This is a genomic window from Streptomyces sp. NPDC005141 (assembly GCF_053599975.1).
Genome location: NZ_JBSFYW010000054.1, coordinates 20,999 through 46,955, shown reverse-complemented (window position 1 = coordinate 46,955; position 25,957 = coordinate 20,999). Strand labels below are relative to the sequence as shown.

The 25,957-nt window shown below is 71.0% G+C and carries 21 protein-coding genes and 1 tRNA gene; 6 read left to right on the top strand and 16 right to left on the bottom strand.

What is annotated here, in order from left to right:
• Nucleotides 1-293 precede the first annotated feature (293 nt).
• Nucleotides 294-369 (top strand) — tRNA-Arg (locus ACWD68_RS32090).
• 92 nt (nucleotides 370-461) lie between these two features.
• On the opposite strand, the gene ACWD68_RS32085 is transcribed toward ACWD68_RS32090, so the two are convergent.
• Nucleotides 462-746: a DUF1876 domain-containing protein gene (locus ACWD68_RS32085; protein ID WP_451809957.1), complete on the bottom strand. Its 285-nt coding sequence runs from the start codon at nucleotides 744-746 to the stop codon at nucleotides 462-464.
• 479 nt (nucleotides 747-1,225) lie between these two features.
• On the opposite strand from ACWD68_RS32085, the gene ettA reads away from it, so the two are divergent.
• From ettA to ACWD68_RS32070, 3 genes are read left to right on the top strand one after another with little or no spacing between them, the layout of a single operon-like run.
• Nucleotides 1,226-2,890 carry an energy-dependent translational throttle protein EttA gene (gene ettA / locus ACWD68_RS32080; RefSeq protein WP_451809956.1) on the top strand — a complete coding sequence of 555 codons (1,665 nt, stop codon included), beginning with the start codon at nucleotides 1,226-1,228 and terminating at the stop codon, nucleotides 2,888-2,890.
• A gap of 6 nt (nucleotides 2,891-2,896) precedes the next feature.
• Nucleotides 2,897-3,307 carry an acyl-CoA thioesterase gene (locus tag ACWD68_RS32075; RefSeq protein ID WP_451809955.1) on the top strand — a complete coding sequence of 137 codons (411 nt, stop codon included), beginning with the start codon at nucleotides 2,897-2,899 and terminating at the stop codon, nucleotides 3,305-3,307.
• Entirely contained in the window at nucleotides 3,304-4,017 is a 714-nt protein-coding gene (locus ACWD68_RS32070; RefSeq protein WP_451809954.1) for a hypothetical protein, read from the top strand. Before ACWD68_RS32075 ends, ACWD68_RS32070 begins: the two co-directional genes overlap by 4 nt.
• Before the next feature lie 330 nt (nucleotides 4,018-4,347).
• Here ACWD68_RS32070 and ACWD68_RS32065 read toward each other — a convergent pair whose 3' ends face one another.
• Entirely contained in the window at nucleotides 4,348-4,752 is a 405-nt protein-coding gene (locus ACWD68_RS32065; protein ID WP_451809953.1) for a globin, read from the bottom strand.
• A gap of 131 nt (nucleotides 4,753-4,883) precedes the next feature.
• Here ACWD68_RS32065 and ACWD68_RS32060 point away from each other — a divergent pair, with 131 nt between their 5' ends.
• A complete protein-coding gene (locus ACWD68_RS32060) occupies nucleotides 4,884-5,864 on the top strand; it encodes a methyltransferase domain-containing protein (RefSeq protein ID WP_451809952.1) in 981 nt (326 codons plus the stop codon).
• A 45-nt stretch (nucleotides 5,865-5,909) separates the two neighbouring features.
• On the opposite strand, the gene ACWD68_RS32055 is transcribed toward ACWD68_RS32060, so the two are convergent.
• From ACWD68_RS32055 to ACWD68_RS31990, 14 genes are all read right to left on the bottom strand, one after another.
• Complete coding sequence (locus ACWD68_RS32055; protein ID WP_451809951.1) at nucleotides 5,910-7,214, bottom strand: FHA domain-containing protein; 1,305 nt, start codon at nucleotides 7,212-7,214, stop codon at nucleotides 5,910-5,912.
• A gap of 73 nt (nucleotides 7,215-7,287) precedes the next feature.
• On the bottom strand, nucleotides 7,288-8,634 hold the full coding sequence (locus tag ACWD68_RS32050; protein WP_451809950.1) for a vWA domain-containing protein: 1,347 nt from the start codon (nucleotides 8,632-8,634) through the stop codon (nucleotides 7,288-7,290).
• A 100-nt stretch (nucleotides 8,635-8,734) separates the two neighbouring features.
• The gene (locus tag ACWD68_RS32045) at nucleotides 8,735-10,171 is read right to left on the bottom strand and encodes a protein phosphatase 2C domain-containing protein (protein WP_451809949.1); all 1,437 of its coding nucleotides are present in this window, start codon (nucleotides 10,169-10,171) and stop codon (nucleotides 8,735-8,737) included.
• 3 nt (nucleotides 10,172-10,174) lie between these two features.
• Nucleotides 10,175-12,667, bottom strand: coding sequence for a tetratricopeptide repeat protein (locus ACWD68_RS32040; protein ID WP_451809970.1), 2,493 nt, complete (start codon nucleotides 12,665-12,667; stop codon nucleotides 10,175-10,177).
• Between the two features lie 88 nt (nucleotides 12,668-12,755).
• Nucleotides 12,756-14,090, bottom strand: a complete 1,335-nt coding sequence (locus ACWD68_RS32035; protein WP_451809948.1) for a hypothetical protein — start codon at nucleotides 14,088-14,090, stop codon at nucleotides 12,756-12,758.
• Nucleotides 14,091-14,168: 78 nt separating this feature from the next.
• Nucleotides 14,169-15,188, bottom strand: a complete 1,020-nt coding sequence (locus tag ACWD68_RS32030) for a glutamate ABC transporter substrate-binding protein (protein WP_451809947.1) — start codon at nucleotides 15,186-15,188, stop codon at nucleotides 14,169-14,171.
• 14 nt (nucleotides 15,189-15,202) lie between these two features.
• Nucleotides 15,203-16,642: a hypothetical protein gene (locus tag ACWD68_RS32025; RefSeq protein WP_451809969.1), complete on the bottom strand. Its 1,440-nt coding sequence runs from the start codon at nucleotides 16,640-16,642 to the stop codon at nucleotides 15,203-15,205.
• A gap of 341 nt (nucleotides 16,643-16,983) precedes the next feature.
• Nucleotides 16,984-17,940, bottom strand: a complete 957-nt coding sequence (locus ACWD68_RS32020) for an N-acetylglucosamine kinase (protein WP_451809968.1) — start codon at nucleotides 17,938-17,940, stop codon at nucleotides 16,984-16,986.
• A 59-nt stretch (nucleotides 17,941-17,999) separates the two neighbouring features.
• The gene (locus ACWD68_RS32015; protein WP_451809946.1) at nucleotides 18,000-19,265 is read right to left on the bottom strand and encodes a 6-phospho-beta-glucosidase; all 1,266 of its coding nucleotides are present in this window, start codon (nucleotides 19,263-19,265) and stop codon (nucleotides 18,000-18,002) included.
• Nucleotides 19,266-19,267: 2 nt separating this feature from the next.
• Nucleotides 19,268-20,161, bottom strand: a complete 894-nt coding sequence (locus ACWD68_RS32010; protein ID WP_451809945.1) for a carbohydrate ABC transporter permease — start codon at nucleotides 20,159-20,161, stop codon at nucleotides 19,268-19,270.
• Between the two features lie 3 nt (nucleotides 20,162-20,164).
• Nucleotides 20,165-21,106, bottom strand: coding sequence for a carbohydrate ABC transporter permease (locus ACWD68_RS32005; protein ID WP_451809944.1), 942 nt, complete (start codon nucleotides 21,104-21,106; stop codon nucleotides 20,165-20,167).
• Nucleotides 21,107-21,116: 10 nt separating this feature from the next.
• Nucleotides 21,117-22,454, bottom strand: a complete 1,338-nt coding sequence (locus ACWD68_RS32000; RefSeq protein WP_451809943.1) for an ABC transporter substrate-binding protein — start codon at nucleotides 22,452-22,454, stop codon at nucleotides 21,117-21,119.
• Nucleotides 22,455-22,514: 60 nt separating this feature from the next.
• Nucleotides 22,515-23,726, bottom strand: coding sequence for an ROK family transcriptional regulator (locus ACWD68_RS31995; RefSeq protein ID WP_451809942.1), 1,212 nt, complete (start codon nucleotides 23,724-23,726; stop codon nucleotides 22,515-22,517).
• Nucleotides 23,727-23,947: 221 nt separating this feature from the next.
• Nucleotides 23,948-24,781: a hypothetical protein gene (locus ACWD68_RS31990; protein WP_451809941.1), complete on the bottom strand. Its 834-nt coding sequence runs from the start codon at nucleotides 24,779-24,781 to the stop codon at nucleotides 23,948-23,950.
• A 477-nt stretch (nucleotides 24,782-25,258) separates the two neighbouring features.
• On the opposite strand from ACWD68_RS31990, the gene ACWD68_RS31985 reads away from it, so the two are divergent.
• On the top strand, nucleotides 25,259-25,864 hold the full coding sequence (locus ACWD68_RS31985; RefSeq protein WP_451809940.1) for a hypothetical protein: 606 nt from the start codon (nucleotides 25,259-25,261) through the stop codon (nucleotides 25,862-25,864).
• Nucleotides 25,865-25,957: the final 93 nt, after the last annotated feature.

The following is a 25,957-nucleotide window of genomic DNA, read 5'->3' as shown; positions in this document are numbered from 1 at the left end:
TTTGGAGTCTTTCTGAAGCATATGGGCATGTCTGCGCGCCGACAGGACACTCGGGGCGGAAGGGATGACTGGGGGCGCAGGCATAACGAGTGCACAACACCCGATGCGCGAGACGCCAAAAGCGGTGCACGATTCGTACCCGCCTGCGATTATCAGGACCGCTTCACTGAACCTCCACATCGAGCCACGGAGGCGAAGCATCAGGGACAGGGATGCGGGAGCCCTATTCTTGTCCCCGGCAAGGTCACGGATCAGCCCACACCCGGGCACCAGGACACAGGCCGACACACCCGGCCCCCGTAGCTCAGTGGATAGAGCAGGCGCCTTCTAAGCGCTTGGCCGCAGGTTCGAGTCCTGCCGGGGGCGCCAGTCTCCGCCCTCCCGTTGGGGAGGGCCTTTTTGCTGCCCGGGGCAAGTCCGCTTCGGGCGTGCCGCCGGGCGACGCGAAATGGCGGCCCGGGTCACCTCAGCGAGTGTGACGTTCTGCCCGATGCCGCGTCGATCTCGTCGTGGGCCTTGGTCAGCAGTTGCATGGCGAGTTCGTTCAGGGCCCTCCCGCCCGCGACCTCCTCGCCGACCCTGGGCTGGTTCGAGTCGGAAGGATGGCGGCTGGCGTACCCGTGGGCGCGCACCTCGCTTCCGTCGGGGAGTCGCAGAAGGGCGGCCGCACGGGTGCGGTGTTCGTCCTCCTGGAATTCCATCTCGACGTGCCATCCGACCGTGGTCCGTGTCTGCGTCTGTGTCATCGCGATCACCTCCGAAGCCGCCGCCCCCCGCTGAAGCCCCTCAGAAGAAGTGTGCCCCTCCGGCCGTCCTGGCACGAGGTGGGGGCGCGGAGGGTCACGCGCCGTGGCGTCGTGATGCCGATGCTGCGACCGCGGCCGCCGTCCGATCCGTCGTCCGATCCCCCGTGCGATCCGTCGTCGGATCCCCCGTGCGATCCGTCGTCGGATCGGCCGCCCTCACCGACCGACGATCACCGGGGAGCCGCGTCCGTTCCCTGACCGGCCGCGAGGAGAGTTGGTGGGTCTGGGCCGTCTCTGGGGCGTGCGCGGGTGCTCGGCAGCGACCGGCAGTGACCGGCGGCGACAGTCGGATACGAGCGTGGCCGGGGAAGCGGCAGGTCACAGCGCCCCGATGAGACTGGTTTCCCCCGAGGGGTAGCCGTCAGGCAAGATGGGGTGTATCTGCCCACTGCCGATTTCAAGCGTCCGGACGGTTTCTCTTGGCTGAGTTCATTTACACCATGCGCAAGACGCGCAAGGCGCACGGCGACAAGGTGATCCTCGACGACGTCACCTTGAGCTTCCTCCCGGGTGCGAAGATCGGTGTGGTCGGTCCGAACGGTGCCGGTAAGTCCACCGTTCTCAAGATCATGGCGGGCCTCGAGCAGCCCTCCAACGGTGACGCGTTCCTGTCTCCCGGCTACAGCGTCGGCATGCTGCTCCAGGAGCCCCCGCTCGACGAGTCCAAGACGGTTCTGCAGAACGTCCAGGACGGCGCCGCCGAGATCATGGGCAAGCTGAACCGGTTCAACGAGGTCGCCGAGCTGATGGCGACCGACTACTCGGACGCGCTCATGGAGGAGATGGGCAAGCTCCAGGACGACCTGGACCACGCCAACGCGTGGGACCTGGACACCCAGCTGGAGCAGGCCATGGACGCCCTCGGCTGCCCGCCCGGCGACTGGCCCGTCACCAACCTCTCCGGTGGTGAGCGCCGCCGCGTCGCGCTGTGCAAGCTGCTGCTCGAGGCCCCCGACCTGCTGCTTCTCGACGAGCCCACCAACCACCTGGACGCCGAGTCCGTGCAGTGGCTGGAGCAGCACCTCGCGAAGTACCCCGGCACCGTCGTAGCCGTCACCCACGACCGGTACTTCCTCGACAACGTCGCCCAGTGGATCCTGGAGCTCGACCGCGGCCGCGCCATTCCGTACGAGGGCAACTACTCCACGTACCTCGACAACAAGGCCTCCCGTCTCAAGGTCGAGGGCCAGAAGGACGCCAAGCGCGCCAAGCGGCTCAAGGAAGAGCTGGAGTGGGTGCGGTCCAACGCCAAGGGGCGCCAGGCCAAGTCCAAGGCGCGTCTGTCCCGCTACGAGGAGATGGCGGCCGAGGCCGACAAGATGCGGAAGCTGGACTTCGAGGAGATCCAGATCCCGCCGGGCCCGCGCCTGGGCTCCATCGTCGTCGAGGTCAACAACCTCTCCAAGGCGTTCGGTGACAAGGTCCTCATCGACGACCTCAGCTTCACGCTGCCGCGCAACGGCATCGTCGGCGTCATCGGCCCGAACGGTGCCGGCAAGACCACGCTCTTCAAGATGATCCAGGGGCTCGAGACGCCGGACTCCGGCACGATCAAGGTCGGCGAGACCGTCAAGATCTCGTACGTCGACCAGAGCCGCGAGAACATCGACCCGAAGAAGTCGCTGTGGGCCGTCGTCTCCGACGAGCTGGACTACATCAACGTCGGCCAGGTCGAGATGCCGTCCCGCGCCTACGTTTCCGCCTTCGGATTCAAGGGCCCCGACCAGCAGAAGGCGGCCGGTGTCCTCTCCGGTGGTGAGCGCAACCGCCTCAACCTCGCGCTGACCCTCAAGCAGGGCGGCAACCTGCTGCTCCTCGACGAACCCACCAACGACCTCGACGTCGAGACGCTGTCCTCGCTCGAGAACGCGCTGCTGGAGTTCCCGGGTGCGGCCGTGGTCGTCTCCCACGACCGGTGGTTCCTGGACCGGGTCGCGACCCACATCCTCGCGTACGAGGGTGACTCCAAGTGGTTCTGGTTCGAGGGCAACTTCGATTCGTACGAGAAGAACAAGGTCGAGCGGCTCGGTGCCGACGCCGCGCGCCCGCACCGCGCCACCTACAAGAAGCTGACCCGGGGCTGATCGGTCTTGCGCCACATCTACCGATGCCCGCTGCGCTGGGCGGACATGGACGCGTACGGCCACGTCAACAACGTGGTTTTCCTCCGCTACCTGGAGGAAGCCCGTATCGACTTCCTGTTCCGCCCCGAGAAGGACTTCAAGCAGGGGTCCGTGGTGGCGCGTCATGAGATCGACTACAAGCGGCAGCTGGTCCACCGGCACACGCCGGTGGACGTCGAACTGTGGGTGACGCAGATCCGGGCGGCGTCCTTCACGATCACCTACGAGGTCAAGGACCCTGATCAGGTCTACGTCACGGCCTCGACGGTGATCGTGCCGTTCGACTTCGCGTCGCAGCGCCCGCGCCGGATCACGGCCGAGGAGCGCGATTTCCTGGAGTCGTACCGCGACGACGAGGACGAGGCCGTCGCGGCATGACGGTCCTGCACCTCGCCGACGCGGGGGAGGCGGCGGATCTCGCCGCCTTCCTCTCCCGGCTCGTCCACTACGACCGTGCGGCCGCCGTGCGCCTTCAGGCGCACGGCACCACGCTCGCGGTCTTCGGCCGCCCGCCGTCGTTCGAGGTCCTCGCGATCCGCACGGCGCGCCTGGCCAAGCCGTACGAGAACGGGCTGGAGGTCACCCTCGACGTGACCGTGTCGGCCGGTGAACTCCTGGAGTCCGTCGACGAGTCGGCGGCCACCGCCACCGTGCCGGGCGCCGTCACCGGGCCACCGTGGGCCGGCGTGCTGCCGCCCCGCGGCGGCTGGTCGCAGGAGTCGGGGCTGCCCGCCCCGGACGCCGTACGGGCGATGGTCGCCGCCGCCGTGGCCGAATTCCGGTCCCGTACCGAAGAGTTGGCGCCCGAGCGGCGGACCCGTGCCGAACTCGACCGCGTCGGGCGGGAGATATGGTCCCGGCCGATCGGTGACACCGGACTTCCCGTGCGGGCCGCGCACGCCGCCCAGTCAATGGGATTCCTGCGGCCCGTACCGCCCGCGGCTTCGCCCGCCGCACAGCAAGTCCCTTCCGGCGAGAGCCCGTTGGCGCTGTACTCGTCGGGGGCCTGGCTGCGCCTGCGAACGCCCTTCGGGTCGGTCGCCGTCCGCAGAGCGGGACTCGGGGCGCTGGACGTCAGCGTCCACTGACCGGGTCCTTGCACACGCGGTCCTTGCACACGCGGTCCTTGGAATCCGCCACCCGGCAGTGAGTCGTCCCGCCGGTCCCGTCCGTCCCGGCTCGGGACCGCCTCGCTCAGGTGGGCGCTCGTCCGGCCGTACGCCGATGTGGTGGTCCCCGGTTCCACGCCCACCACCGCCTCTCCCGCCCGTGCCCGCCCCCACTCCGACCCGGGCCCGGGGATGAGCGCTGGTAGGGGCCCAGACCGGATTGTGACCGGAATCCGACGTCGCGCGACCGGAATGCGCGCGTCAGCGACCGGTGATCAGCTCGCTGTGTTCACCGTCGGGAACCGGTGATCAGCTCGCCGTGTTCACCATCGAAGCGGCCGCGTACGTCAGGTAGTTCCACAGCGTGTGCTCGTGCTCCTCGGAGAGGCCGAGCTCGTCGACGGCGGCGCGCATGTGCTTGAGCCAGGCGTCGTGGGCGGCCTGGTCGACCTTGAAGGGCGCGTGCCGCATCCGCAGCCGGGGGTGGCCGCGGTTCTCGCTGTACGTCGTCGGGCCGCCCCAGTACTGGATCAGGAACAGGGTGAGGCGCTCCTCCGCCGGGCCCAGATCCTCCTCGGGATACATGGGCTTCAGCAGTGGGTCACCGGCGACACCCTCGTAGAAACGGTGCACGAGGCGCCGGAAGGTCTCCTCGCCGCCGACCTGCTCGTAGAAGGTCTGCTCCTGAAGCGTGCCGCGCCGAATCTCTTTCACGCCCCCATGTTCTCAGACGGGGTGACCGAGGACTCAAGGCTTAGGACCACGCGCAGTGCGGGGACGGACCCGCTCCGGGTCGGCCGGGTCCGGCGTTCGCCTCGCGGCCCGTCCCGCAGCACAGTGGAGGTATGGGCGCGCACGCTCTCGACACCGACCCCGAGGACCTCGCCGATCTGGCGCGGGCGTCCCTGCTGCGCGAGATCGAGCGGAGCGGCGCCTGGGAGAGCGACCCGGTCTGGCGGGAGGCCTTCGAGGCCGTCCCGCGCCACCTCTTCGTGCCTTTCTACTACATCGGCGTCACCGGCGGCTTCGAACGCGTGTGGGGCGAGGACCCGGACCCGCGGGCCAGGGACCGCTGGCTGCGCGGAGCGTACGCGGACGCCCCGCTGGCGACCCGGGTGCGGGACGGGGAGCTGGTCTCCTCCAGCAGCCAGCCGTCGCTGATGGCGAAGATGCTGACCGAGCTGGCGGTACGGGACGGGGACGCCGTCCTGGAGATCGGCGCAGGGACCGGCTACAACGCGGCCCTGCTCGCCCACCGCCTGGGCGACGACCTGGTGACCACGATCGACCTCGACGTGGAGATCACCGAGGCCGCGCGACAGCATCTGGCCGTCGCCGGGTACCACCCGACCGTCGTCACCGGCGACGGCGCCCGCGGAGTGCCAGGGCGCGCTCCCTTCGACCGGATCATCGCCACCTGCACGCTGACCACGATCCCGCGCGCCTGGCTGCCCCAGTGCCGCCCCGGCGCCCGTATCCTCGCGCCGCTGGCCACCGGCCTGATCGTGCTGCGCGTGCGGGACGCCGGGCACGCCGAGGGACGCTTCCTGCACACGCCAGCCTTCTTCGTGCCGCTGCGCGGCGCCACCCGGTCCGTGCCGGAGCCGGCCCGGCTCGACGGGCTGCCGCGCCGGGCCCGCGGGCACGACCTGTTCCGGTTCCTGCTGGCCCTGACGGCGGGCAGCCTGGACCCGCACGACGCGTACGCGCTGTGGGAACGCGAGGGGCAGCCGACACGCGAGCGGTACGGGATCACGGTCGGCGAGGAGCACGCCCGGGCCTGGCTGGACGACCCCGAGGGGCCGTACGTCTGGCCGCTGCCGTGAGCCCGCCCGCGGCCGGGGCCCGGTGCCCGGACCCCGGGACCCTGCTCAGCCCCTGCGAATCGTGATCGTCGTCCATGCGCCGACGTGCACCCGGTCCCCGTCCTGCAGCGGCACCGGCACGAACGGCTGGATGGGCTCCTCGCCGCCGTTGACCGTGGTGCCGTTCGTCGAGTTCTGGTCCACGACCGCCCAGGTGCCGTCCGGCTGCTGGACCAGGACCGCGTGCTGGTGCGAGACGCCCGGGTCCTCCGGGGGCACCGACAGGTCGATGTCCGGGGTGTCGCCGGTGGAATGCCGGCGGCGGCCGATGGTGATCTGGTTGCCGACGAGCCGGCGTTGCTGCTCCGGCGAGTACGCGGGCAGGTTCAGGCCCGCGGCCTCGGGCCCGGAGCGCTGCATCATCGCCATGAAGTACTCGCGGTCCGGTGCGATGGTCGCGCTCCAGGACAGCGGCTGCTGTTGCTGCTGGTAGCCGGGACCGGGCGGGGCCTGGGTGGTGCCGGGCTGCGGGTAGGCGTAGCCACCGCCCTGACCCGGGCCGTTCGGGCCGCCCTGACCGCCGGGCGAACCGGACGACGGCGGGGGGATCACCCAGTCGTCCTCACCGCCGCCGAAGCCCGAGGGGCCGCCGGACTGCGGGCCGCCCTGCTGGGGCGGTCCGCCCTGTGTGAAGGGCGAGGCGGGCTGCTGGGTGTAGGCCTGCTGCTGGGCACCGGGAATGCCGGGCGTGGGCCCGGGCGGCGGCGGAACCGGACGTGACGGGTCGCCGCCGTAACCCGAGGGGCCGCCGTACGGCTGGGCCGGCGGACCCGACGGAATCGGTTCGGCGGGCCGGTTCATCTGCGAGGGCCGCGAGCTCTGGTACTCGAACGGGTCGTGACCGTGGCCACCGGCACCCGGACCGCCCGGCTGTCCCGGCCCCTGCTGCTGGAACCGCAGCGCGGGGTTCGGTCCACCGGGACCGCCGGAGCCGCCCGGACCACCGGGGCCGCCGTACGGCGAGGGCGCGCCGGGACCGCCCGGCGCGGAGGCGGGCGGACGCGGTGCCGCCGGTGTGTACGACGTCGCGGTGTTGGTGAGGAAGTTCCACCGGCACTCCTCGCAGAACGGCGCGGCGCCCTCACGGGGCGTACGGCACTGCGGGCAGAGCTCCGGCGCGGCGCCCGGCACGCCGGACAGGTGAGACCGGCCGTCGGGGCCGGGAGGCGGCGAACCGGGCGCCGGATAGCCGTAACCGGCGCCCTGCGGCGGCGGGGGAGGCAGCGGGGGCACGGCACCGGCCATGCGGTGACCACAGACCTCGCACCAGTCGTCGGAACCCGACTGGTGTCCGTTCGGGCATGTCGGCATGTCGGCGCTTCCCCCTTTCCTTTTCCGGCCGTTGTGACCGGGTTTCTCCGGTTCCCCGCGGGAACCGGGCTCGCTACTTCTTTACACGAACAGTCTTTGTGGACCGTGTCTCGAGGGTCATTTCGTCAGCCTCTTCGACCCTTGCCTTCAATCGCACAGTACCTGCCGCGGCGTCGACCACGTCCACCACCTTCGCGAGCAGTTTCGCAGTATCGGCGTTGCCGGAGGCGCTGGCGAGCTGAACGGCCCGTCCCAGCTTGGCCGTTGCTCCATCGACATCTCCCGATTTGCGGAGATCGAGGCCCTGTTGGATGACTTGTGCCAGTTCGGCCTGGCCTGTGTAGTGCGCGACCTGCGGGTTGATGGACGTCGAGGCGACCATGTCGTCGGTCCACACGGCCCGTACGAGCCCCTGCGCGCCGAGGCTCTGCACGCCGCCGTCGCTCTGCGGGATCACCAGCGACACCCGGGCGGCGAGCATCTCCTGGCCGAGTCCCGCCGTCGGGACCTGGACGCACACGTGGTAGTCGCGGGACTCGTCGCCCCAGGAGCCGGTCGGGTAGTCGCCCGCGCGGGGGCCGGCTTCGGTGCGACGGTCGGTCAACTCCTCGACCGTGGGCGCCACTTGCTTCACGAACTTGATCTCGGTGCCGACCGGCGTCCACACTCGCAGGGCCACGTCGGCGACCTCCTTGCCCATGGCCGTCTCCATCATCTGCGTGAAGTCGGCGGCGAGGGCGGCCGGGTCGGCGACGATGTCCGCGGTGCCGAGCAGCGCCGAGGCGATCCCGGTGACCTCCTTGACCTCCCAGTCGGTGCCGACTCCACGCGCGTCACACGTGAAGCGTCCGGCACAGGAGTCCAGCGCTGCCTTCAGGTCCTCGGGCGACTCGTGCTCGTTGCGGCCGTCGGTGAGCACGATGCCGTGCCGGATCGAGACCTCCGCCGAGGACAGCAGCCGGTCGGCGAGCCGCAGCCAGGTGCCGATCGCCGTACCGCCGCCCGCGCTCAGCTTGCGCAGCGCCTGCTTGGCCTGGTCGCGGGTGGCCGTGCCGGCCACCGCGAGCCGTCCGCCTCCCGGATAGACCTCCTTGGCGACGTGCGTGCCGCCGATCACGGCGAAGTGGACTCCGTCGCGCAGGGTGTCGATCGCGGCGGCCGTCGCGTCGCGGGCATTGCGCATCTTGGTCGGCGGGTAGTCCATCGAGCCCGAACAGTCGACCATGATCGCCACGGCGGCGTCCGGGCCCTGCCCCGCCGTGTACAGGTGCGGCGCGCCGACCGCGCTTCCGATGGTGCCGCCGCCGGTCGAGCTCACCGTGACGATCGCGTTGACCTCGCGGCCGCCCTCCGGCAGGTAGGCGTTCTGGTACACGTCGACCGAGAACTGCGGCACGTTCGACTTCGAGAAATTGGCCATGCCTTCTCTGTCCCCCTCGGGCCTCCGGCTCTGGCGGAGGTGATGACTGTGTGCGGACCGGTCCCCTCCGGTCCGCGGCCGCCCCCGTTCGTTCGCGGCCTCAGGCCGATCCTGCCCCCTGCGAGGGGGCGGGGAACGGCATGACGGCCACTGTTACGTTGTCGTGGCCCCCGCCGTCCAGGGCGTGGCCGACCAGGACCTGGGCGCTGTGCAGCGGCCTCTCGGCGGCGTCGAGGGGGACGACCTCGGCCATGTCCTCCGCCGCCTCCGCGTAGTTCCACAGTCCGTCGGTGCACACCACGACCACACCGGGCCGGTCCGGCTTGAACGAGACGGTGTGCGGCTCCAGTTCGTAGGCGTCGGCGCCGAGCCAGCCGGTGATCGCGTGGGCGCGCTCGTCGGCGTACGCCTCGGCCTCGTTCATCAGACCCGCGGCGACCATCTGGGCGGCCCACGAGTCGTCCTCGGTGAGCCGGGCGGGCAGCGAGGAGCGGTCCACGGGAACCCAGTAGACGCGGCTGTCGCCGACCCAGCCGACGATCAGCAGGGCGGGCGTCACGACGGCGCCGACGATGGTGCAGGCGGGCGCGTTCACGTGCGGCGCGTGGTCGCCCTGCGCGGTGGACGGGTCGGCCAGCGCGTTGACGGCCTCCGCGGCCGCGACGATCGCCTCGTGCATGGCCTGCTGCGGATGCGTGCCCAGCGGAAGTGCGGCCAGGAGCGACTCGTTCGCCGCACGGGACGCGGCGAGCGAGGCCTCGTCCGGGCGGGTCGCGGAGGAGACCCCGTCGCAGACGATCGCGACGACGGCGGGGGAACCGTCGGGCAGCGCGGTCGAGGAGATCGCGAAGGCGTCCTCGTTGCGGTGGTGGCGCAGACCCCGGTCGCTGACCGCGGCGACCGCGTCCAACTCCTGTTCCATGTGATCCCGTTCCCGTGGCTGCGCGTGCCCGCAGTTCTCGCAGTAGCCGTCGAGGTCGACATGCCCCTCACGGCAGGCCACACACAGCTTGGCACCCGCGGGGGGCGCGGGGAGATCGGCGGTCCGGGGATCGGCGGGGATCTCGGGGTCCGGGCCCTCGGCCGGACGGCCCTCCGCCGTCCTGGCCTCGCCGGCCGGCGGAGCGAGCGGGTACTCGTCGGGCTCCGACGGCCGGTCGAACCGTACGCCCGACGGCTGCCCGCCGGGCCGCTTGGGAACGGACGGGCGGACGCCCGCGGGATCGCCGTGCGGGTGCTCCGGATGGGGGAGTTCGGAACCACCCGAATCGGTGCCCAGGATGTCGGCGGCGCGGTGCACCGGTGCGGGCAGGTCGGAGCTGCCGACCTCCGGCGCGACGGGCCAGTCCACGGACGGGCCGGCGGGCGTGGGAGCCGCCGGGCTGCCGTTCATGGCGATCGTGGGGTGGTCCGGCGGCGGTGCGGGCACCGCCGCCAGGTCGTAGCCGCACGCACCGCAGAAACGGTCAGCCGCCTCCAGCGGCTCCTCGCAACTGGGGCACCGCGAAAGGGCCGTCGGCTGGGGCATCTGGGACATCAATCACACCCACGTCCGGGGGCGGTAACGGTTTGCACGTTCCACCAGGTCGATCCTCTCCTCGCCGCCCCGCGCGAGCCGGGCCAGCGTCCGGTACGAGCGTTCGAGGCCGAAGCGGAGGCCGCGCTCGTCCAACGCGCTGCCGAGCAGCGCGGGTCCGCCTCCGGAGGCCGGAGCGGAACCCTGGCTACCGGAGAGTACCCAGTCCAGCGCGCAGCCGAGGACCTCCGTCGACAACTGCTCACGTCGCACCGCGTCCAGGCCGAATCCGTCGAGGGCCTCGACCTGCCCGGCGGCGGCCGTCAGATCGTCCAGGAACGGCGGAGCCGCCGCCTCCGCGACCGGCCGCTGCCGCAGCCGCGCCCGTACGGCCGCGACCCGCGCCGCCGTGTAGTGGATCGACGACTCCGGTACGGACTCCAGGGTGTGTACGGCGCCACGGCGGTCCCCCGCCGCGAGCTGCACACGGGCCAGCCCGAACGCCGCGCTCACATAGCTGGGGTCGGTCGTCCACACCAGGCGGTAGTACTCGGCGGCGTTGTCCAGCTGGCCGAGCACCTCCGCGCACAGGCCGAGCGCCAGCTTGGGCGCGGGCTCGCCGGGGAAGGCGTCGTAGATCGCGTCGAAGGACAGCGCGGCGACCTCGTTCTGCCCGGTCGCCAGTGCCGTGGCACCGCGGTACCAGACGACCCGCCAGTCGTCCGGGTGATCCGTCTCCAGCGCCTCGACGGCCCTGCCCGCGCTGACCAGTTCGCCCATCTCCAGCCGGGCCCGCAGCTCCCGCAGCCGCAGCTCCGGCGAACCGGCCGGCGCCGCGTGCAGCGCGGCTATCAGCTCACCGGGCGCGGACGCGATGAGTCCCGCGAGGAAACCGGCGTTCGGGTCTCCCGGGTCCACCCGAGGTATGGGCAGCGCGAGCGCGGTGACCGCCGCCTGAACGGACTTGACCAGGGTGGGGGCGGAGGCCGGAGCCGCAGTCAGCGGCAGGGCACCGTTCGTCCCGGCGGCCGGCCGGGGAGCGCCCTTCCTGCCCCGTACGGGGACCACGCGGGCCCCCAGCCGCGACACGTCCTCGGTCGCCTTCCCGAACAGCTCCGTGTCCGTGACCTTGGTCTCCGGTCCGAACAGCGTCGACAGAGCCGGCCGCGCCCGCCCCGTCTGCAGGGAGACCACCTCGCGCAGCACGCCGGTCAGCTGCTCGGACATCTCCTGCGCGGAGGCGAAACGGCGGGCCGGGTCCGGGTCGGTGGCCCGGACGAGGAGCCGGTAGAAGGACTCGTACTGGCGGAAGACCTCGATGTTGTCGGGGTCGGGCAGGGAGTCCACGAAGACGTTCGTATAGCCCTGGAAGTCGAAGGTGAGGACGGCGAGCGTACGGGCGACGGTGTAGAGGTCGGAGGCGACCGACGGGCCGGCCTCGGCCACCTCGGGGGCCTGGTAGCCCACCGTGCCGTAGATGGCCGACTCGTCGTCGTCCATCCTGCGCACCGCGCCCATGTCGATCAGCTTGAGCTGGTCCTCGGTCTGGATCGCGTTGTCGACCTTGAAGTCGCAGTACAGCAGGTTGCGGCTGTGCAGATGACCGAGGGCCTCCAGGGCCTCGATGCCGTACGCGCAGGCCTGCTCCACCGGCAGCGGGTCGCGCTTGCCGTCCGCCGTACGGCGTCCGTTGGCGATCTCCTTGAGCGACTTGCCGCCGACGTACTCCATGACGATGTACCCGTCCAGCGAACCCGTCCGCTGGTCCAGGTGCTCGACGAAATTGTAGATCCGCACGATGTTGGCGTGCTCGATCTCCGCGAGGAAGCGCCGTTCGGAGATCGCGGCCGCCATCGCGTCCTGGTCGCCCGTGTCGAGCAGACCCTTGAGGACCACCCAGCGGTCGGACACCGCGCGGTCGACGGCGAGGTAGACCCAGCCGAGCCCGCCGTGCGCCAGACAGCCCACCACCTCGTACTGGCCGTGCACGATGTCACCGGTGTGCAGCTTCGGCACGAACGAGTACGGGTGGCCGCACTTCGTGCAGAACCCCTCGGTGCGGCCGGGCCGGTCACCGCGCGAACGCCCCACCGGGGCACCGCAGTCGGAGCGCGAACAGAACCGTTTGCGCTCGGGCACCTCCGGGTTCTCCAGGACCATCTCGCGCGGGGCGGGCCGCGGCACGTCCGGGACCAGGACGAGCCCGGCACCGAGCCGTCCCCGGCCGGAGGAGGACGCCGTCGAACCGGAGCTGCGCACCGACACCGAACGGCCCGTCGAACTGCCCGACAGCGACAGCGACCGCGACAGCCGGCCGGAGACCGAGCGCCGCGACTGCGAGGAGCGCGACGACGTACGCGAGCTGGCGCGTGAACTGCTGCGCGCACTGCTGCTGTTGGAGCCCCGCGAGCCCTTGCCGCCCGCTGTCATGCCGGTCGGCGGCGAACTCAGCGTGCCCTTCGACGGCACGACCGGGGCGAGCCCGCACGTGTCGCAGTACAGCTCGCCGCCCCCCATGTCCTCGTACGACCCCTCGCAACCGGGCCGCTGACACTTCCGCTCTTCACTCACAGCCTGCTCACTCACGCCGCATCCCCTTCAACGCTCACGCGTCGGGCCCCCTCCGGTCCGCATGGTCCTGAGGCCCGCCCTGATCGGGCACCCGCGGGCTCAGCAGCTCGGCGGCCGCCCGCTGGAAGCGCAGCACCGCCTCCTCCGCCACCCGCAGATCGCAGGGAGCGCTCCACAGCATGCGCCGGGCCGCGTCGTAGCGCTCCACCAGGAACGGGTCCTCGGCGAGGCCGTGCCGGGCGACCTTCGCCTTGTACGCGTCGAGACGGCCGCGCAGCTCCGCACGGACCGCCAGCGGCGCGGTTACCGCCGTCAACGACTCGCGGGCGCGAAGGAGTTCGTCCTCCGCCTTCTCCTCCAGTGCCTCCAGGAGCGGCGAGAGGCGGTGCCACTGCGCGTGCCTGCGGTACTCCGCGGCCGCCGCCAGCTGCTCCTGCAACGCCGTCGGCGGACCGCTGACGGCCGGTACCTCGGACGCGGCGATCTTCGCCAGCACCTCACCGCGGGCACTCCTCGCCTCGGCGAGCGTGCGGTCCGCGCGGCTGAGCACGTCCCGCAGCTTCACCAGCCGTGCCTCCGCGTCCTGCCGCACGGTGAGCACCGCGTCGATCTCCCGGCGCACTTCCTCCAGGGCGCGCGCCTCACGGTCGTACACCGTCGTGTCCGGGCGTCCGCCGCCCGGGGCCGAACTCCCCTGCGCGGGAACCCAGAAGGCCAGCGGGTCGGAGACGACCCGCTCGCGCAGGACGGTCAGCGTCCGGGTGATCCGCTCCAGGTCGTCGCCGGAGGGATGCTCGCCGGGGCGCACGCCCACGGAGTGCGCGAGCGTGCGGGTGCGCTGGAGCTCCGCGGCCAGTAAATCTATCCGGGCGGGCAGCGCGGACCACACGGCGTCCGCGGTGACGACCATGTCGAGCGAGGACGCGTACAGCTCGTTCATCCGGTCCACCAGGGCGGCCAGCGAGAACTGCTCGCTGAGCTTGCCGGTGCCGGCCAGGGTCGGCGCGTTCGCGGTGGCCGTGGTGGAACCGGCGACCGTGATGGCCGAACCGCGCAGCAGCTCGGTCAGCTCGACCAGGTCCTCACGGCTGGACCAGCGTCTGCGGGAACGGATCTCGCGCGCGGAGCGCAGCGCGTCCGTGTACGCGTCGAAGTACGCCCACAGCAAGGTGATCGAGGCCTCCGCGGAGGTCCAGCGCTCCTTGGTGGTGCCGGTGAGTTCGGCGCCTTCCAGGAGTCTGCGGCCCGCGTGGTCCTGCAGGGCGAGGAGCGAGGTCTCGATGGCCTCGTACTCCGCGCCGAGACGCGCCAGCGCACGGTCCGCCTCGTCCCGGTCCATCACCGGCCCGGGGGGTCCCGTGACGCCCATCGATCACCTCTCGTTCTCGTGCGTCCCCCACGCGCTCGATGTGCGCGCCCGGGCAACTCTCCAGTGGTATCAGGTCGGTCACTTGTACTGGGCGGTGGGCGGGTTCTCCGAGGGGGAGTCCTGTCCGAGGGTCGGGGCGAGCCACTCGTCGTACGACTGCCGCCAGCCGTCCTTGCGGTAGTCCGCGAGGACCCGGTTGACCCGGCGTACCAGGTCGTCGGAACCCAGCTTCATCGCCACGCCGTAGTACTCGGTGGTGAAGGTGGCGCCCTTGAGCGCGACCGTGGGGTCCTGGGCCGCCTGGCTCGCGGCGAGCGCACCGTCGGTCACCACCGCGTCGGCCTCGCCGAGTTGGAGGCGCACCAGGCAGTCGAGCTGGTTGGGCACGGGAGGGGCGATGACGGCGGAGGAGACGAGCTTGCCCGCGTCCCGGTCCGCCTTCAGCCGGTCGTACGCCGTCGATCCCGCCGCCGAGCAGATCCTCTGCTTCGCGAGCGTCCCGTCGTACCCCTTGATGCCGGACTTCGCGGGGGCCAGCACCTGCTGGCCGGTCTTGAAGTAGGGCGCGGAGAACGCGACCTGCTGCAGCCGGTCGCAGGTGATCGTCATGGTGCGCACCACCATGTCGACCTTGCCGCTCTGGATCGCGGGGATGCGCTGGCTGGTCGGGATGGCCCGGAACTGGACGGCGTTCTCGTCGCCCAGGATGTCCTTGGCGATCGCGTGGACCAGGTCGATGTCGAAGCCCTCCAGGTCGCTGCCGGCCTTCGGGTTGTTCGGGTCGCGGTAGCCCCAGCGGTAGCTGTTCTGGTCGACGCCGACGATCAGCCGCCGGTCCTTGCGGTTCTTGATGGCCTCGATCGTCGCCCCGTCCGCGCCCGACGGGGCGAGGCTCTGGTTCTGCGGGTCGGTGCACTCGGCGGCCCTTGCCTGGGTACCCCGGGCGATGCCCTGCCCGCCGATGCCGGTGCTTCCGTTCCCCTGTGCGTCGCCGAGCGGGAGCGTCAGGGCGAGGACCAGGGCCATCACGCAGGCCACGGCCATCGCGCCCACGCCGCCCCAGCCCTTCAGGCGTGTCCTCAGGCGTCGTGCGGTCATCGCCGCTCCCCCTCTCACCGGTACTCCGAAAGCCTGCGTCCGATGCCGAGCACCGCGCCCGCCGCGGCCAGTACCGCGAGGACCGCCGCACCGGCCGGGAGGCCGGTCATGGCGCCCAGGCCGTCGCTCGCCGCCCGCTGGAACTCGCTCTCCTCATGCGTCAGCGCGAGCGTCAGGTTCTGGTCGACGCCGTCGAAGCACTGGCCCGTGGGCTCCTTGTCGGCGGAGCCGATGACCCGGTCCAGGGCGAGCTGGTACTTGCCGTCGTCGTCGGCCTTGCGGGCGTCCTGGTGACGCAGCTTCCACACCTTCATGTTGGACGTCGCGGCCTTCACGGGCTTCTCGCCCGACTGGTCGTCCGCGAGATCGGCCGCCACCGCGAGGCCCTTGGTGAGCGTCTTCATGTCCTGGTCGAAGTTGTAGTCGTACAGGTCAACGGTCGTCTTGCCGTCGGCCAGGGTCTTGGTCTCGGCGCCCCGGCTGACCAGCGTGAGGTTCTCGTTGCCGCGCGCCTTCAGGGAGGCGATCTGGGCGTCGTGCAGCACGTTCAGCGAACGGACCCCGTGGTCGTAGGACTCGCTCAGTCCCGCTCGGGCGACGCTGTGCCCGACGACGAGCCACAGGAGCACGACCACGGACGCCGCGGTGGCGGTGGCCATGCCCTGGTTCAACACCCGGTTCGTACGGCGGTAGTTGCGCCGCTGAGCCCACAGGAGGCCGCCGAGCGCGACGAGGCCGAGGGCGATCGCCGCCCACGGATAGGGCTTCGCGTCGGCGTAGTCGGCGCTCAGCCGCTGGTTCTCCCGCTGGTAGAGCTCCTCGGCCTTCGGGAGCATCTCGTGCTGCATCTTGTCGTTCGCGTACCGCAGATACGCGCCGCCCAGCGGGTAGCCCTGCCGGTTGTTCGCGCGGGCCCGCTCGATCAGGCCCTTGTACTCGGGCAGCAGCTTGTTCAGCTGGGAGATGGTGGCGGCCGAAGGGGAGCCCGGCTCCGAGCTGTTGGCCGCGGTGATCAGCTTCGCGGCCGCCGTCCTGATGTCCCGCTCATAGCGGTCGCGGGACTCCTTCGTCTCCTGACCACCCGCCAGGAAGCCGCTGGAGGCCGCGGTGTTGGCGTCGGCCAGGGAGCGGTAGATGTCCGCCGCGCTCGCGCTCAGCGGCTGGCTGCTGTGCAGCACGTTGTCCGCGGCGTCCGAACGCTGTGTCATCTGCCAGGCGGTGACCGCGCCGAACGCGACGACCAGCAGGGCGAGGAGGGCACCGATGATCCGCAGCCGCCCCGGCTCCGTCGTCGCCGAGGCCCGCAGCCGGTCCACGCCCTCAGCCCACGCCGTACGCCGCGGCGCCGTGCCGGGGGACGGGGAGACGCCCCCCGGGGCGCCGGACCCGGCCTGCGGCACGATGGATCCGCCCGGCGGCACGGGGGGCCCGGCTTGCGGCGGCACGGCCGGCATCGTCGGCGCGCCCCGCCCCGGTGGCGCCGCGTTGCCCTTCGGCGGGTGTGTCACTCTTGACCTCCCCCATGGTCATCCGGTCGGTCACGCTCGCCGCGGACGCGGGAAGCGCGGCCGGTCGGCGTACGTGCACGGCGGCAAGTATCGCCGCCGGGACCGACATCCGCACAGGCCTTGCCTGGATCTTGTTCGGATCACGGCGCAGCACGATTCCCCGCGCCACCCCCCTTCCCATGAACACGTGTTCCGGTTCTGTTTGGTTCCCGCCCCTGCGCGGCAGGTCATGAGGGTCCGGGAGCCTTCGCGCACCCGCATCGGCCCCCCGCGTTCCGCGAGTCTCCTCAGCCCCGTTCGTAGAACGCCCGCACCCGCGCGTGGATCGCGTCCCCGGCCCGGACATGGTCCAGGCCCAGGAGCGCCGCCCCCAGCACCGGAGGGACCGTGACCACCCGGGGGACCGCCTTGGGCGCGCGGGCGGCCAGGAGTTCGTGGATGCGGTCGTCGAGCTGGGGGTGACGGGCGGCGAGAATGCTGCCGCCGAGGAGGACCGGGGTCTCCTCGGTGAGGAGACCGAGGCGGGTCAGGGCCACGGTGGCCATCGCGACCACCTCGTCCGCGAGCCGGTCGACGAGTCCGCGGGCCACCGGATCGCCGTCCACCGCCGTGGCGAACAGGACCGGGGTCAGCTCGTGGCGCCGCGCGTTGCCGATGTGCTCCAGATGGAGCGCCTCGATGAGCGCGTACATGGAGTCCAGGCCGAAGTGCGCGGGCAGGGTGCGGGCCAGGGCGGTCGGTCCGCCCCGGCCGTCCTCGGCCCGCGCAGCGTGCCACAGGGCCTCCTCCGCCAGACCCCAGCCGCCGCCCCAGTCGCCGGAGATACGGCCGATGGCGGGGAAGCGGGCGGTGCGGCCGTCGGGCCGCATGCCGACGCAGTTGATGCCGGCCCCGCAGACGACGGCGACGCCGCGCGGCTCGGCGATCCCGGCCCGCAGGATCGCGAAGGTGTCGTTGCGCACCTCCACTCCGGCGCCCCAGGCGCGGGCGTGCAGCGCGGCCGCCAACTGCTCCTCCTCCACGGGCAGATCGGCGTTGGCGAGGCAGGCGGAGACATGGTCGACCGAGGTGACCCCGGCCTCGGCGAAGGCCCGCCGTACGGCGTCGGCGACCGCGTCCACCGCCGCCTCCACGCCGACCGCCGGCGGCCGGAAGCCGCCTCCGCGCGCGGTGCCGGTCACCCGGCCGTCCGAGGCCACCACGGCGACGTCGGTCTTGCTGTTCCCCGCGTCGATGGCCAGCACGAGGCCCGCGGTCGCGGGGCCGGACCCGGCGGCCGTCCCGGCGCCGGATTCCGTTGACGTCATGCCCACGCGAGGTGCTCCCGGTTGTGCGCGATCAGCTGGTCGGTCAGGGCGTCGGCGTAGGCGTACTGGCCGACCAGGGGGTGGGCGAGCAGAGCCCGGAAGACCCGGTCGCGGCCACCGCGCAGGGCGGCCTCCAGCGCGAGGTCCTCGTACGCGGTCACGTTCGCCATCAGGCCCGCGTACAGCGGGTCCACGGCCGGCACCGGCAGCGGCGAGGGCCCCTTGGAGCTGACCGCGGCCTGCACCTCGATCACCGCGTCGTCCGGCAGGAACGGCAGCGTCCCCCGGTTGTACGTGTTCACCACCTGGTAGGGGCTGCCGCCCCCGCCGAGCAGCGAGGCGGCCAGGTCCACGGCGGCCTCCGAGTAGAAGGCACCGCCGCGCCGGGCCAGCAGCTCCGGCTTCTCGTCGAGCGCCGGGTCGCCGTACATCGTCAGCAACTGCCGCTCCATCTCCGCCACTTCGGCGGCACGGGAGGGCTTGGTGCGCAGCTCCCGGACGACCTCGTCGTGCGCGTAGAAGTAGCGGAGGTAATACGACGGGACCACGCCCAGGCGGTCGACCAGGGCACGCGGCAGACGCAGGTCCTCGGCCACGGCGTCGCCGTGCTCCGCGAGCAGCTTGGGCAGGACGTTCTCGCCCTCGGGGCCGCCGAGGCGCACCCCGGTCTCCCAGGTGAGGTGGTTGAGGCCCACGTGGTCGAGGTGCACCTCGGCGGGGGAGACGCCGAGCAGGCCGGCGAACTTCCGCTGGAAGCCGATCGCCACGTTGCACAGGCCGACCGTCCTGTGGCCCGCCTGGAGGAGGGCGCGGGTCACGATGCCGACCGGGTTGGTGAAGTCGATGATCCACGCGTCCGGGTTGGTGCGGCGGACCCGCTCGGCGATGTCCAGCACCACCGGAACCGTGCGCAGCGCCTTGGCCAGGCCGCCCGCGCCCGTCGTCTCCTGCCCGACGCAGCCGCACTCCAGCGGCCAGGTCTCATCCTGCTCGCGGGCCGCCTGACCGCCGACGCGCAGTTGCAGGAGCACCGCGTCGGCGCCCTCCACACCCGCGTCCAGGTCGGACGTGGTGACGATCCGGCCCGGGTGGCCCTGCTTGGCGAAGATCCGGCGGGCCAGGCCCCCCACCAGCTCCAGGCGTTCGGCGGCCGGGTCGACGAGGACCAGCTCCTCGACGGGCAGGGTGTCCCTGAGCCGCGCGAAGCCGTCGATGAGTTCGGGGGTGTAGGTCGACCCTCCGCCGACCACGGTGAGTTTCATGGTTAACCCTTCACTCCGGTGAGCGTGACGCCCTCGACGAACGCCTTCTGCGCGAAGAAGAACACGAGGATCACGGGGGCCATGACCAGGACGGTCGCGGCCATGGTGAGATTCCAGTCGGTGTGGTGCGCGCCCTTGAACGACTCCAGGCCGTAGGAGAGGGTCCAGGCGCCCTGGTTCTCGGAGGCGTAGATCTGCGGTCCGAAGTAGTCGTTCCAGGCGTAGAAGAACTGGAACAGCGCGACGGCCGCGATACCCGGCTTCGCCATCGGCAGGACGACCTTCAGCAGGGTCCGCAGGTCCCCGCACCCGTCCACCTTGGCCGCGTCCAGGTACTCGTTCGGGATGGTCATCAGGAACTGGCGCAGCAGGAAGATGGAGAACGCGTCCCCGAACGCCATCGGGATGATCAGTGGCCACAGCGTGCCGGACAGGTCCAGCTGCTTCGCCCAGAACAGGTACATCGGGATGATCACTACCTGCGGCGGCAGCATCATCATCGAGATGACCAGCATCAGCGACAGATTCCGGCCGCGGAAGCGGAACTTGGCGAGCGCGTAGGCGACCGGGATCGACGAGACGACCGTCAGAACGGTGCCGAAGCCGGCGTAGAGCAGGGTGTTCTTCCACCAGGTGAGGAAGCCCGGGGTGTCGAAGACCTTCTTGTAGTTGCCCCACTCCCAGGTGTGCGGGATCAGATCGCGGCTGAGCGCCTGGGTGTCGCTCATCAGCGAGGTCAGGAACACGAACACGAACGGCAGGACGAAGAAGAGGGCGGCCGCCACGCCGAGGGAGTGGACCGCGACCCACTCCAGGAGGGCCTTGCGGCGGGCGGTGCGCTCGGCGGGGGAGACGGGAGCCGCCGACCTCACCGGCTTGTCGAGTACTTGAGTCATCGGTCAGTCACCTGCCTGGATGAGACCGCCCCGGCGCCGCATCAGGAACGCGGTGAACACCATGGACAGGGCGAACAGCACGAGCGCGACCACACAGGCGGAGCCGTAGTCGAAGCGCTGGAAGCCGAGGTTGTAGACGAGCTGCGGCAGGGTGAGCGTCGACTTGTCGGGATAGCCGGGCTCGAACTGCGTACCGGCGCCCTGGATGACTCCCGAGGCGACCTTCCCGGCGATCAGCGGCTGCGTGTAGTACTGCATGGTCTGGATCACGCCGGTGACCACAGCGAACATCACGATCGGCGAGATGTTCGGCAGGGTGACGTACCGGAAGCGCTGCCAGGCCGAGGCGCCGTCCAGCTCGGCGGCCTCGTACTGCTCGGTCGGCACGTCGAGCAGCGCGGCCATGAAGATGACCATCAGGTCGCCGATGCCCCACAGGGCGAGCAGGGTCAGGGCCGGCTTGGACCAGGTGGGGTCGTTGAACCAGCCGGGAGCCGGGACGCCGACCTTCTCCAGGAGCGAATTGACCGGTCCCGTACCGGGGTTGAGGAGGAAGGCGAAGGCCATGGTGGCCGCGACCGGCGGGGCGAGGTAGGGCAGGTAGAAGAGGGTGCGGAAGACACCCGTGCCCGTCTTGATCTTCGTGATCAGGAGACCCACGCCGAGTCCGAACAGGACCCGCAGGGTGACCATCACGAGAACCAGCCACAACGTGTTCCGCAACGCGGGCCAGAACAGCGGGTAGTTCTCGAAGACGTACCGCCAGTTCTTCGTCCCGGCCCATGTCGGCGGCTTGAAGCCGTCGTAGTGCATGAAGGAGAAGTAGACGGTCGAGATCAGCGGGTAGGCGAAGAAGACCGCGAACCCGATCAGCCAGGGCGACATGAAGGCGAGGGTCCGCAGCGCCGACCGGCGGCGCTTCGAAGCCAGCGTGACAGTGCTCATGATCGTGCGGCTACTTCGCCTGCGCGATGTCCGTGTCGATCTGCTTGGCGGTGGATTCCAGGCCCGCCTTCAGATCCTTCGTCCTGCCGCTCTCGTAGTCGTATCCGAACTGCTGGAGCGTCACGAGGTAGGTGCCGCCGTTGATGGACGCCGGCGTGGTCGTGGAGTTCGGGTTCGACGCGATGTCCAGGAAGGTCTTGAACCGCGGGTCGTACTTCAGCTTCGGCGACTTGAGGGCTTCGAGCGTCGAGGGCACGTTGTGGATGTCGTTGGCGAAGCCGACCACCGCGTCCGTGTTCGTGGTCATGTACTTGACCAGCTCCCAGGCCGCGTTCCGCTTCTTGCTGGTGGCCGCGATGCCCGCGATCGTGCCGGTGATGTAGCCCTTGCCGTACTGGTCCGCCCGGTCGTCCGGGACCGGCAGCGGGGCGACGCCGATCTCGAAGCCGGGCTTGGCCTCCTCGGCCATGCCGAGCCGCCACTCGCCGTCCAGCTGCATGGCGACCTGACCGGTGTGGAAGGGGTGCTTGGGGCCCCACTCGTCACCGAGCTTGGAGCGGTAGGTCTCCAGCTTCTTGAAGCCGCCGAGGGCGTCGACCAGCTTCTTCTGGAGGGTGAACCCGGCGGTGAAGGCGGGGTCCTTGGCGATGTTCGACTTGCCGCTGCTGTCGAAGTACGTCGGGGAGAACTGCCCGAAGTAGTGCTCGGTGGTGGACTCCCAGCCGTGGTAGTTCGGCATGAAGCCGAGCTGGGAGTAGGAGTCGCCCTTGGCGATCGTGAGCTTCTCGGCGTCCTTCTCGAACTCCGACCAGGTCTTCGGCGGGGAGGAGATCCCGGCCTTCTCGAACGCGGCCTTGTTGTAGTAGAGGCCGTACGCGTCACCGAGGAGCGGCACCGTGCAGCGGTTGCCGTCGAACTGGGTGTACTCGTTCATCGCCTTCGGGAACGTCGTCTCCGGGTCGACGCCCGCCTTCTTGAAGAAGGGGTTCAGGTCGACGAAGGCGCCGGACGAGCAGAACTTGCCCACGTTGTTGGTGGTGAAGGAGGAGACGACGTCGGGGGCCTTGTCGCCGCCCGCGCGCAGCGCCTGGTTGATCTTGTCGTCCGTCATGTTGCCGACGACGTTGACGTGGATGTTGGGGTGCGCCTTCTCGAAGCCCGCGACCAGCGACTTCACGGCCTTGACCTCGTTCGGCGCGCTCCAGGCGTGCCAGAAGTTGATCGTCTGCTCCTTGGACGCGTCGTCGCTCGCGCCGGAGTCGGACTGGCCGGTACAGGCGGTGGCGAGGAGGGCTATCGAGGCGGAAGCGGCGAGCGCGACAGCCGCCTTTCGGGACATTCCGGGCATGGCGAGGTCTCCCTGCGAAGGACGGGGCGGGACGGGGGGAGTTGAGGGCTTGGGGCGGGTTCAGCGGGAGGTGTCGAAGACCTCGTCGCGGGTGGCTGCCAGGGCGCTCTCCAACGCGCCGCGCAGCACGGGGTGTTCGTGTACGTCGCCGACGACGAGCCGTGGCCGGGACGCGGCCAGCTCCTCCAGCTCGGCCTGGACCAGGGCGCGCAGCGGTTCCCCGCCCGCGGTGAGCGACGATCCGCTGAGGACCACCAGCTCGGGGTCGAGCACGGAGACGAGGGAGGCCAGACCGGTGGCGAGCCCGGTCGCGTACGTCTCGAGGAGCTGTCGGTAGGGGCCTTCGTCGACGGCGGCGGCCCGTTCGACGACGGTGGCCGCGACCTCGGCGTACGGACCCGTGGGCAGGTCCTTGATGCCGAGTTCGCGCGCCAGCTTGGGGACGGCCTGCGAACCGGCCAGCTCCTGGTAGCCGCCACTGTTGGCCTTGGTCACCTGGCGCACCAGCGGCGCGCCGGGCACGGGCAGGAAGCCGACCTCGCCCGCGCCGCCGGTCCAGCCGCGGTGCAGCCGGCCGCCGAGGACGAGCGCGGCACCGAGACCGCCCTCGTTCCAGAGCAGGACGAAGTCCTCGTGGCCCCGGGCGGCACCGAGCCGCTGCTCCGCGATGGCGACGAGGTTGACGTCGTTCTCGTACTCGACGGGCATCGGCAGCGCGGCCGCCAGCTCGTCGAGGAGGGTGGGGGTGTGCCAGCCGGGCAGGTGGGAGGCGTAGCGCAGCCGGCCGGTGTTGGGGTCGAAGGCGCCGGGGGTGCCGATGACCAGGCGGCGGACGTCGTCCCGGGCGAGCCCGGCCGCCTTCACCGCGCCGTCGAGGGCGTCGGTGACCTGGCGTACGACGGGCTGGGCCGGGCGGCGGCCGGGAGTGGGCAGTTCGTACTCGCCGACCGTCCGGCCGGTGATGTCGGCGACGGCGGCCAGGATGCGCTCGGGGGTGACGTCCAGGCCTGCCGCGTGGCCGGCGCCCGGATTGACCACGTACAGCTGGGCGTTGGGGCCGGGCCGGCCCTCGCTCGTGCCGGTGGCGAGCACCAGGCCCGCCGCTTCCAGGCGGGCGAGGAGCTGCGAGGCGGTGGGCTTGGACAGCCCGGTGAGCTTCCCGATCCGGGTCCGTGAGAGCGGGCCGTGCGCGAGCAGCAGATCGAGAGCGGCGCGGTCGTTCATCGCGCGCAGGACACGCGGAGTGCCCGGCGTACCGGCGGAACCTGCCATGTCTGTCGCCACCTGCCCTTCTTGGCCGACCAGCTTCCCAGGGGTGCCTTCGGGAAGTCCACCGCAAGATCATTGTTAGGAAAGTTTCCTATTGCTGGTGCGAGGAAAGTAGGCCGGGGGAGGCGGGGGCGTCAAGAGAAACCGCCCCCGAGGCAACAGAGTCGTTACCTCGAGGGCGGTGCGTCGGTGCTGGACAGCGCGCGTTCGCCGCGCGCCGCGGCCTACTTCACGTCGACGTAGTCACCCGTGGCCGCCTTGGCCCCGGTCGTGGACGTCCCGGCGAAGGAGAAGCGGTAGGTGCCGTCGGCCGAGGCCTTGACGGTGGTCTTGAGCGCGCCGGAAGTGCCGGACGTGACCGTCTTGACGGTCGTGTAGGCGCTCGCGCCCTTGGCCTTGAACTGCAGGGCGACCGGCTGGCCGGTGTAGCCCGCGTACTCGCTGTTGTACCAGTTGGCGCGGGTCAGGCTGCCGGTGACGGTGAGGGTCTTGCCCTTGGCGACCGGCTCGGGGCCGGCGTTCACGGTGAGCTTGGCGGCCCGCTTGATCTGCACGGAGGCCAGGGGGCCCCACAGGTCGTCGGCGTAGTTGACGCTGACGTGGCCGTCGGAGTCGTCCTCGTCCAGGTCGAGGCGCCCGTAGTAGCCGGCGGCGTGCCAGGTGGTGGCGTCCGCCGCCTCGTACAGCGAGGCCCACGGGTCGAGGTCGATCGTCTCCTTGCACGACTCGGTCACCGTCGTGTCGGTCGTGGCGGTGGTGGTGCAGGTGGGGAGGTCGCTGTTCTCGATCGTGTTGCGGCTGTTGGCGAGCGTCCCCCGGTAGAGCAGGACGCCGGCGGCCTTCGTCTTGTTGTCGAGCACGACGTCCGAGGGGCGGGTCAGGGTGTACGTGACCGGAACCTTCACCACGTTCGTGGTGCCGACGACGATCGGCTTGCCGCCGTTGACGACCACCTTCGAGAAGGTGAAGTCCGGAGTGGTGGCCGACGCGGCCGGCACGGCCAGGGCGGACAGGGCCAGGGCGCCGGAGACGACGGCGCCTATGGCGAACTTGCGCATGGATTACCCACCTTCGAAGCGGTCCCCTGGGCGTTGCGCTCCAGAACAAGGGACCCGCTGTTGAGGGTGACCATAAGGGGCGGGTGAATGTGGCCGTCATGCGGGTGACCTGTGAAGACGCCCCGTCCCGGCCGGGCGGGTGCGGCGGCTTCGGGCGGGGTCCGGGGGCGTCACGAGTTGATCACGATCGCCGGTCGGCGCAGGTCGGGGGCGTATGCCGCCCGTTGCCGCCCATCTGTCCGGTGTTGCGGTGGATTGCCGTGGCGCCGAAGCACAGTTCCGTCACAGACGTGAAGGGAGTGAGTGCGCTCCCGTCGCGCGGGTCAAGGGCGCCGACGCCGCCGGAGATCACCAACTGATGACACGGGCCCTCCCGCGCGGCGCCTCGCACAGGTCGCCGCTTCCTCGATGACATACGGTGCCGGGCCGGGGCCCCGGCCCTGCGCAACCTGGGCCGAACCATCCGGAAGTGACTCCATGAAAGCGAACCGTCGGACGACACGGGAGGCGCTGACCCGTCTGCTCATGGCCTGCTGGGGCACGGTCGCGGGCCGGTGCCTTCCGCTGGCCCTCACCAAGCTGCTCATCGACCTGGTGGACGACGGCATCTCCTGGCCCGCCCTGGGCCATGAGATCGCGGGCACGGTCCTGGTCTGGGCGGTCGTCAGCTTCGTCTTCGCGGCTGTCGCGGTTCTGCTGCTGCGGCGGCGGGCCCGGACCTCCGGCCTGTCGCTCCGCGACGACGCGCTGGGCGAGCGACAGCGGCTGCTACTGCGGCCGATGCCCCTCGCGGACGGTTGGCGGGAGCGGGTGCGCGCGGAACTGACCTCGTCGCAACGGGTGTTCCTCGTCGCGGAGAAGGGCGACGAGGAGATCCACTTCCGGTGGCGGCCCGGGCGTGGGGACCGCTCCGTATGGGGATCGATGGCCTTCGACGCGACCGCGGGGACGGTGCTGCTCGATGTCCGCGACCAGGAGGGGCTCCCGGGCGTGGCCGGACTGGGCAAAGGCTCCGCGTTCGCCGCGGCCTGCCAGATAGCGCGGGTGACCGGACTGGAGTCGACGGGGACGGTGCCGGCCTGACCTCCCGCCGCGGCGAGCTGTCCCTCCTGGCGACCGGCGACGGCGCCGTGCGCTCCACATGCAGCACTACGCCAGAAGGCGGCGCCCGGAGAA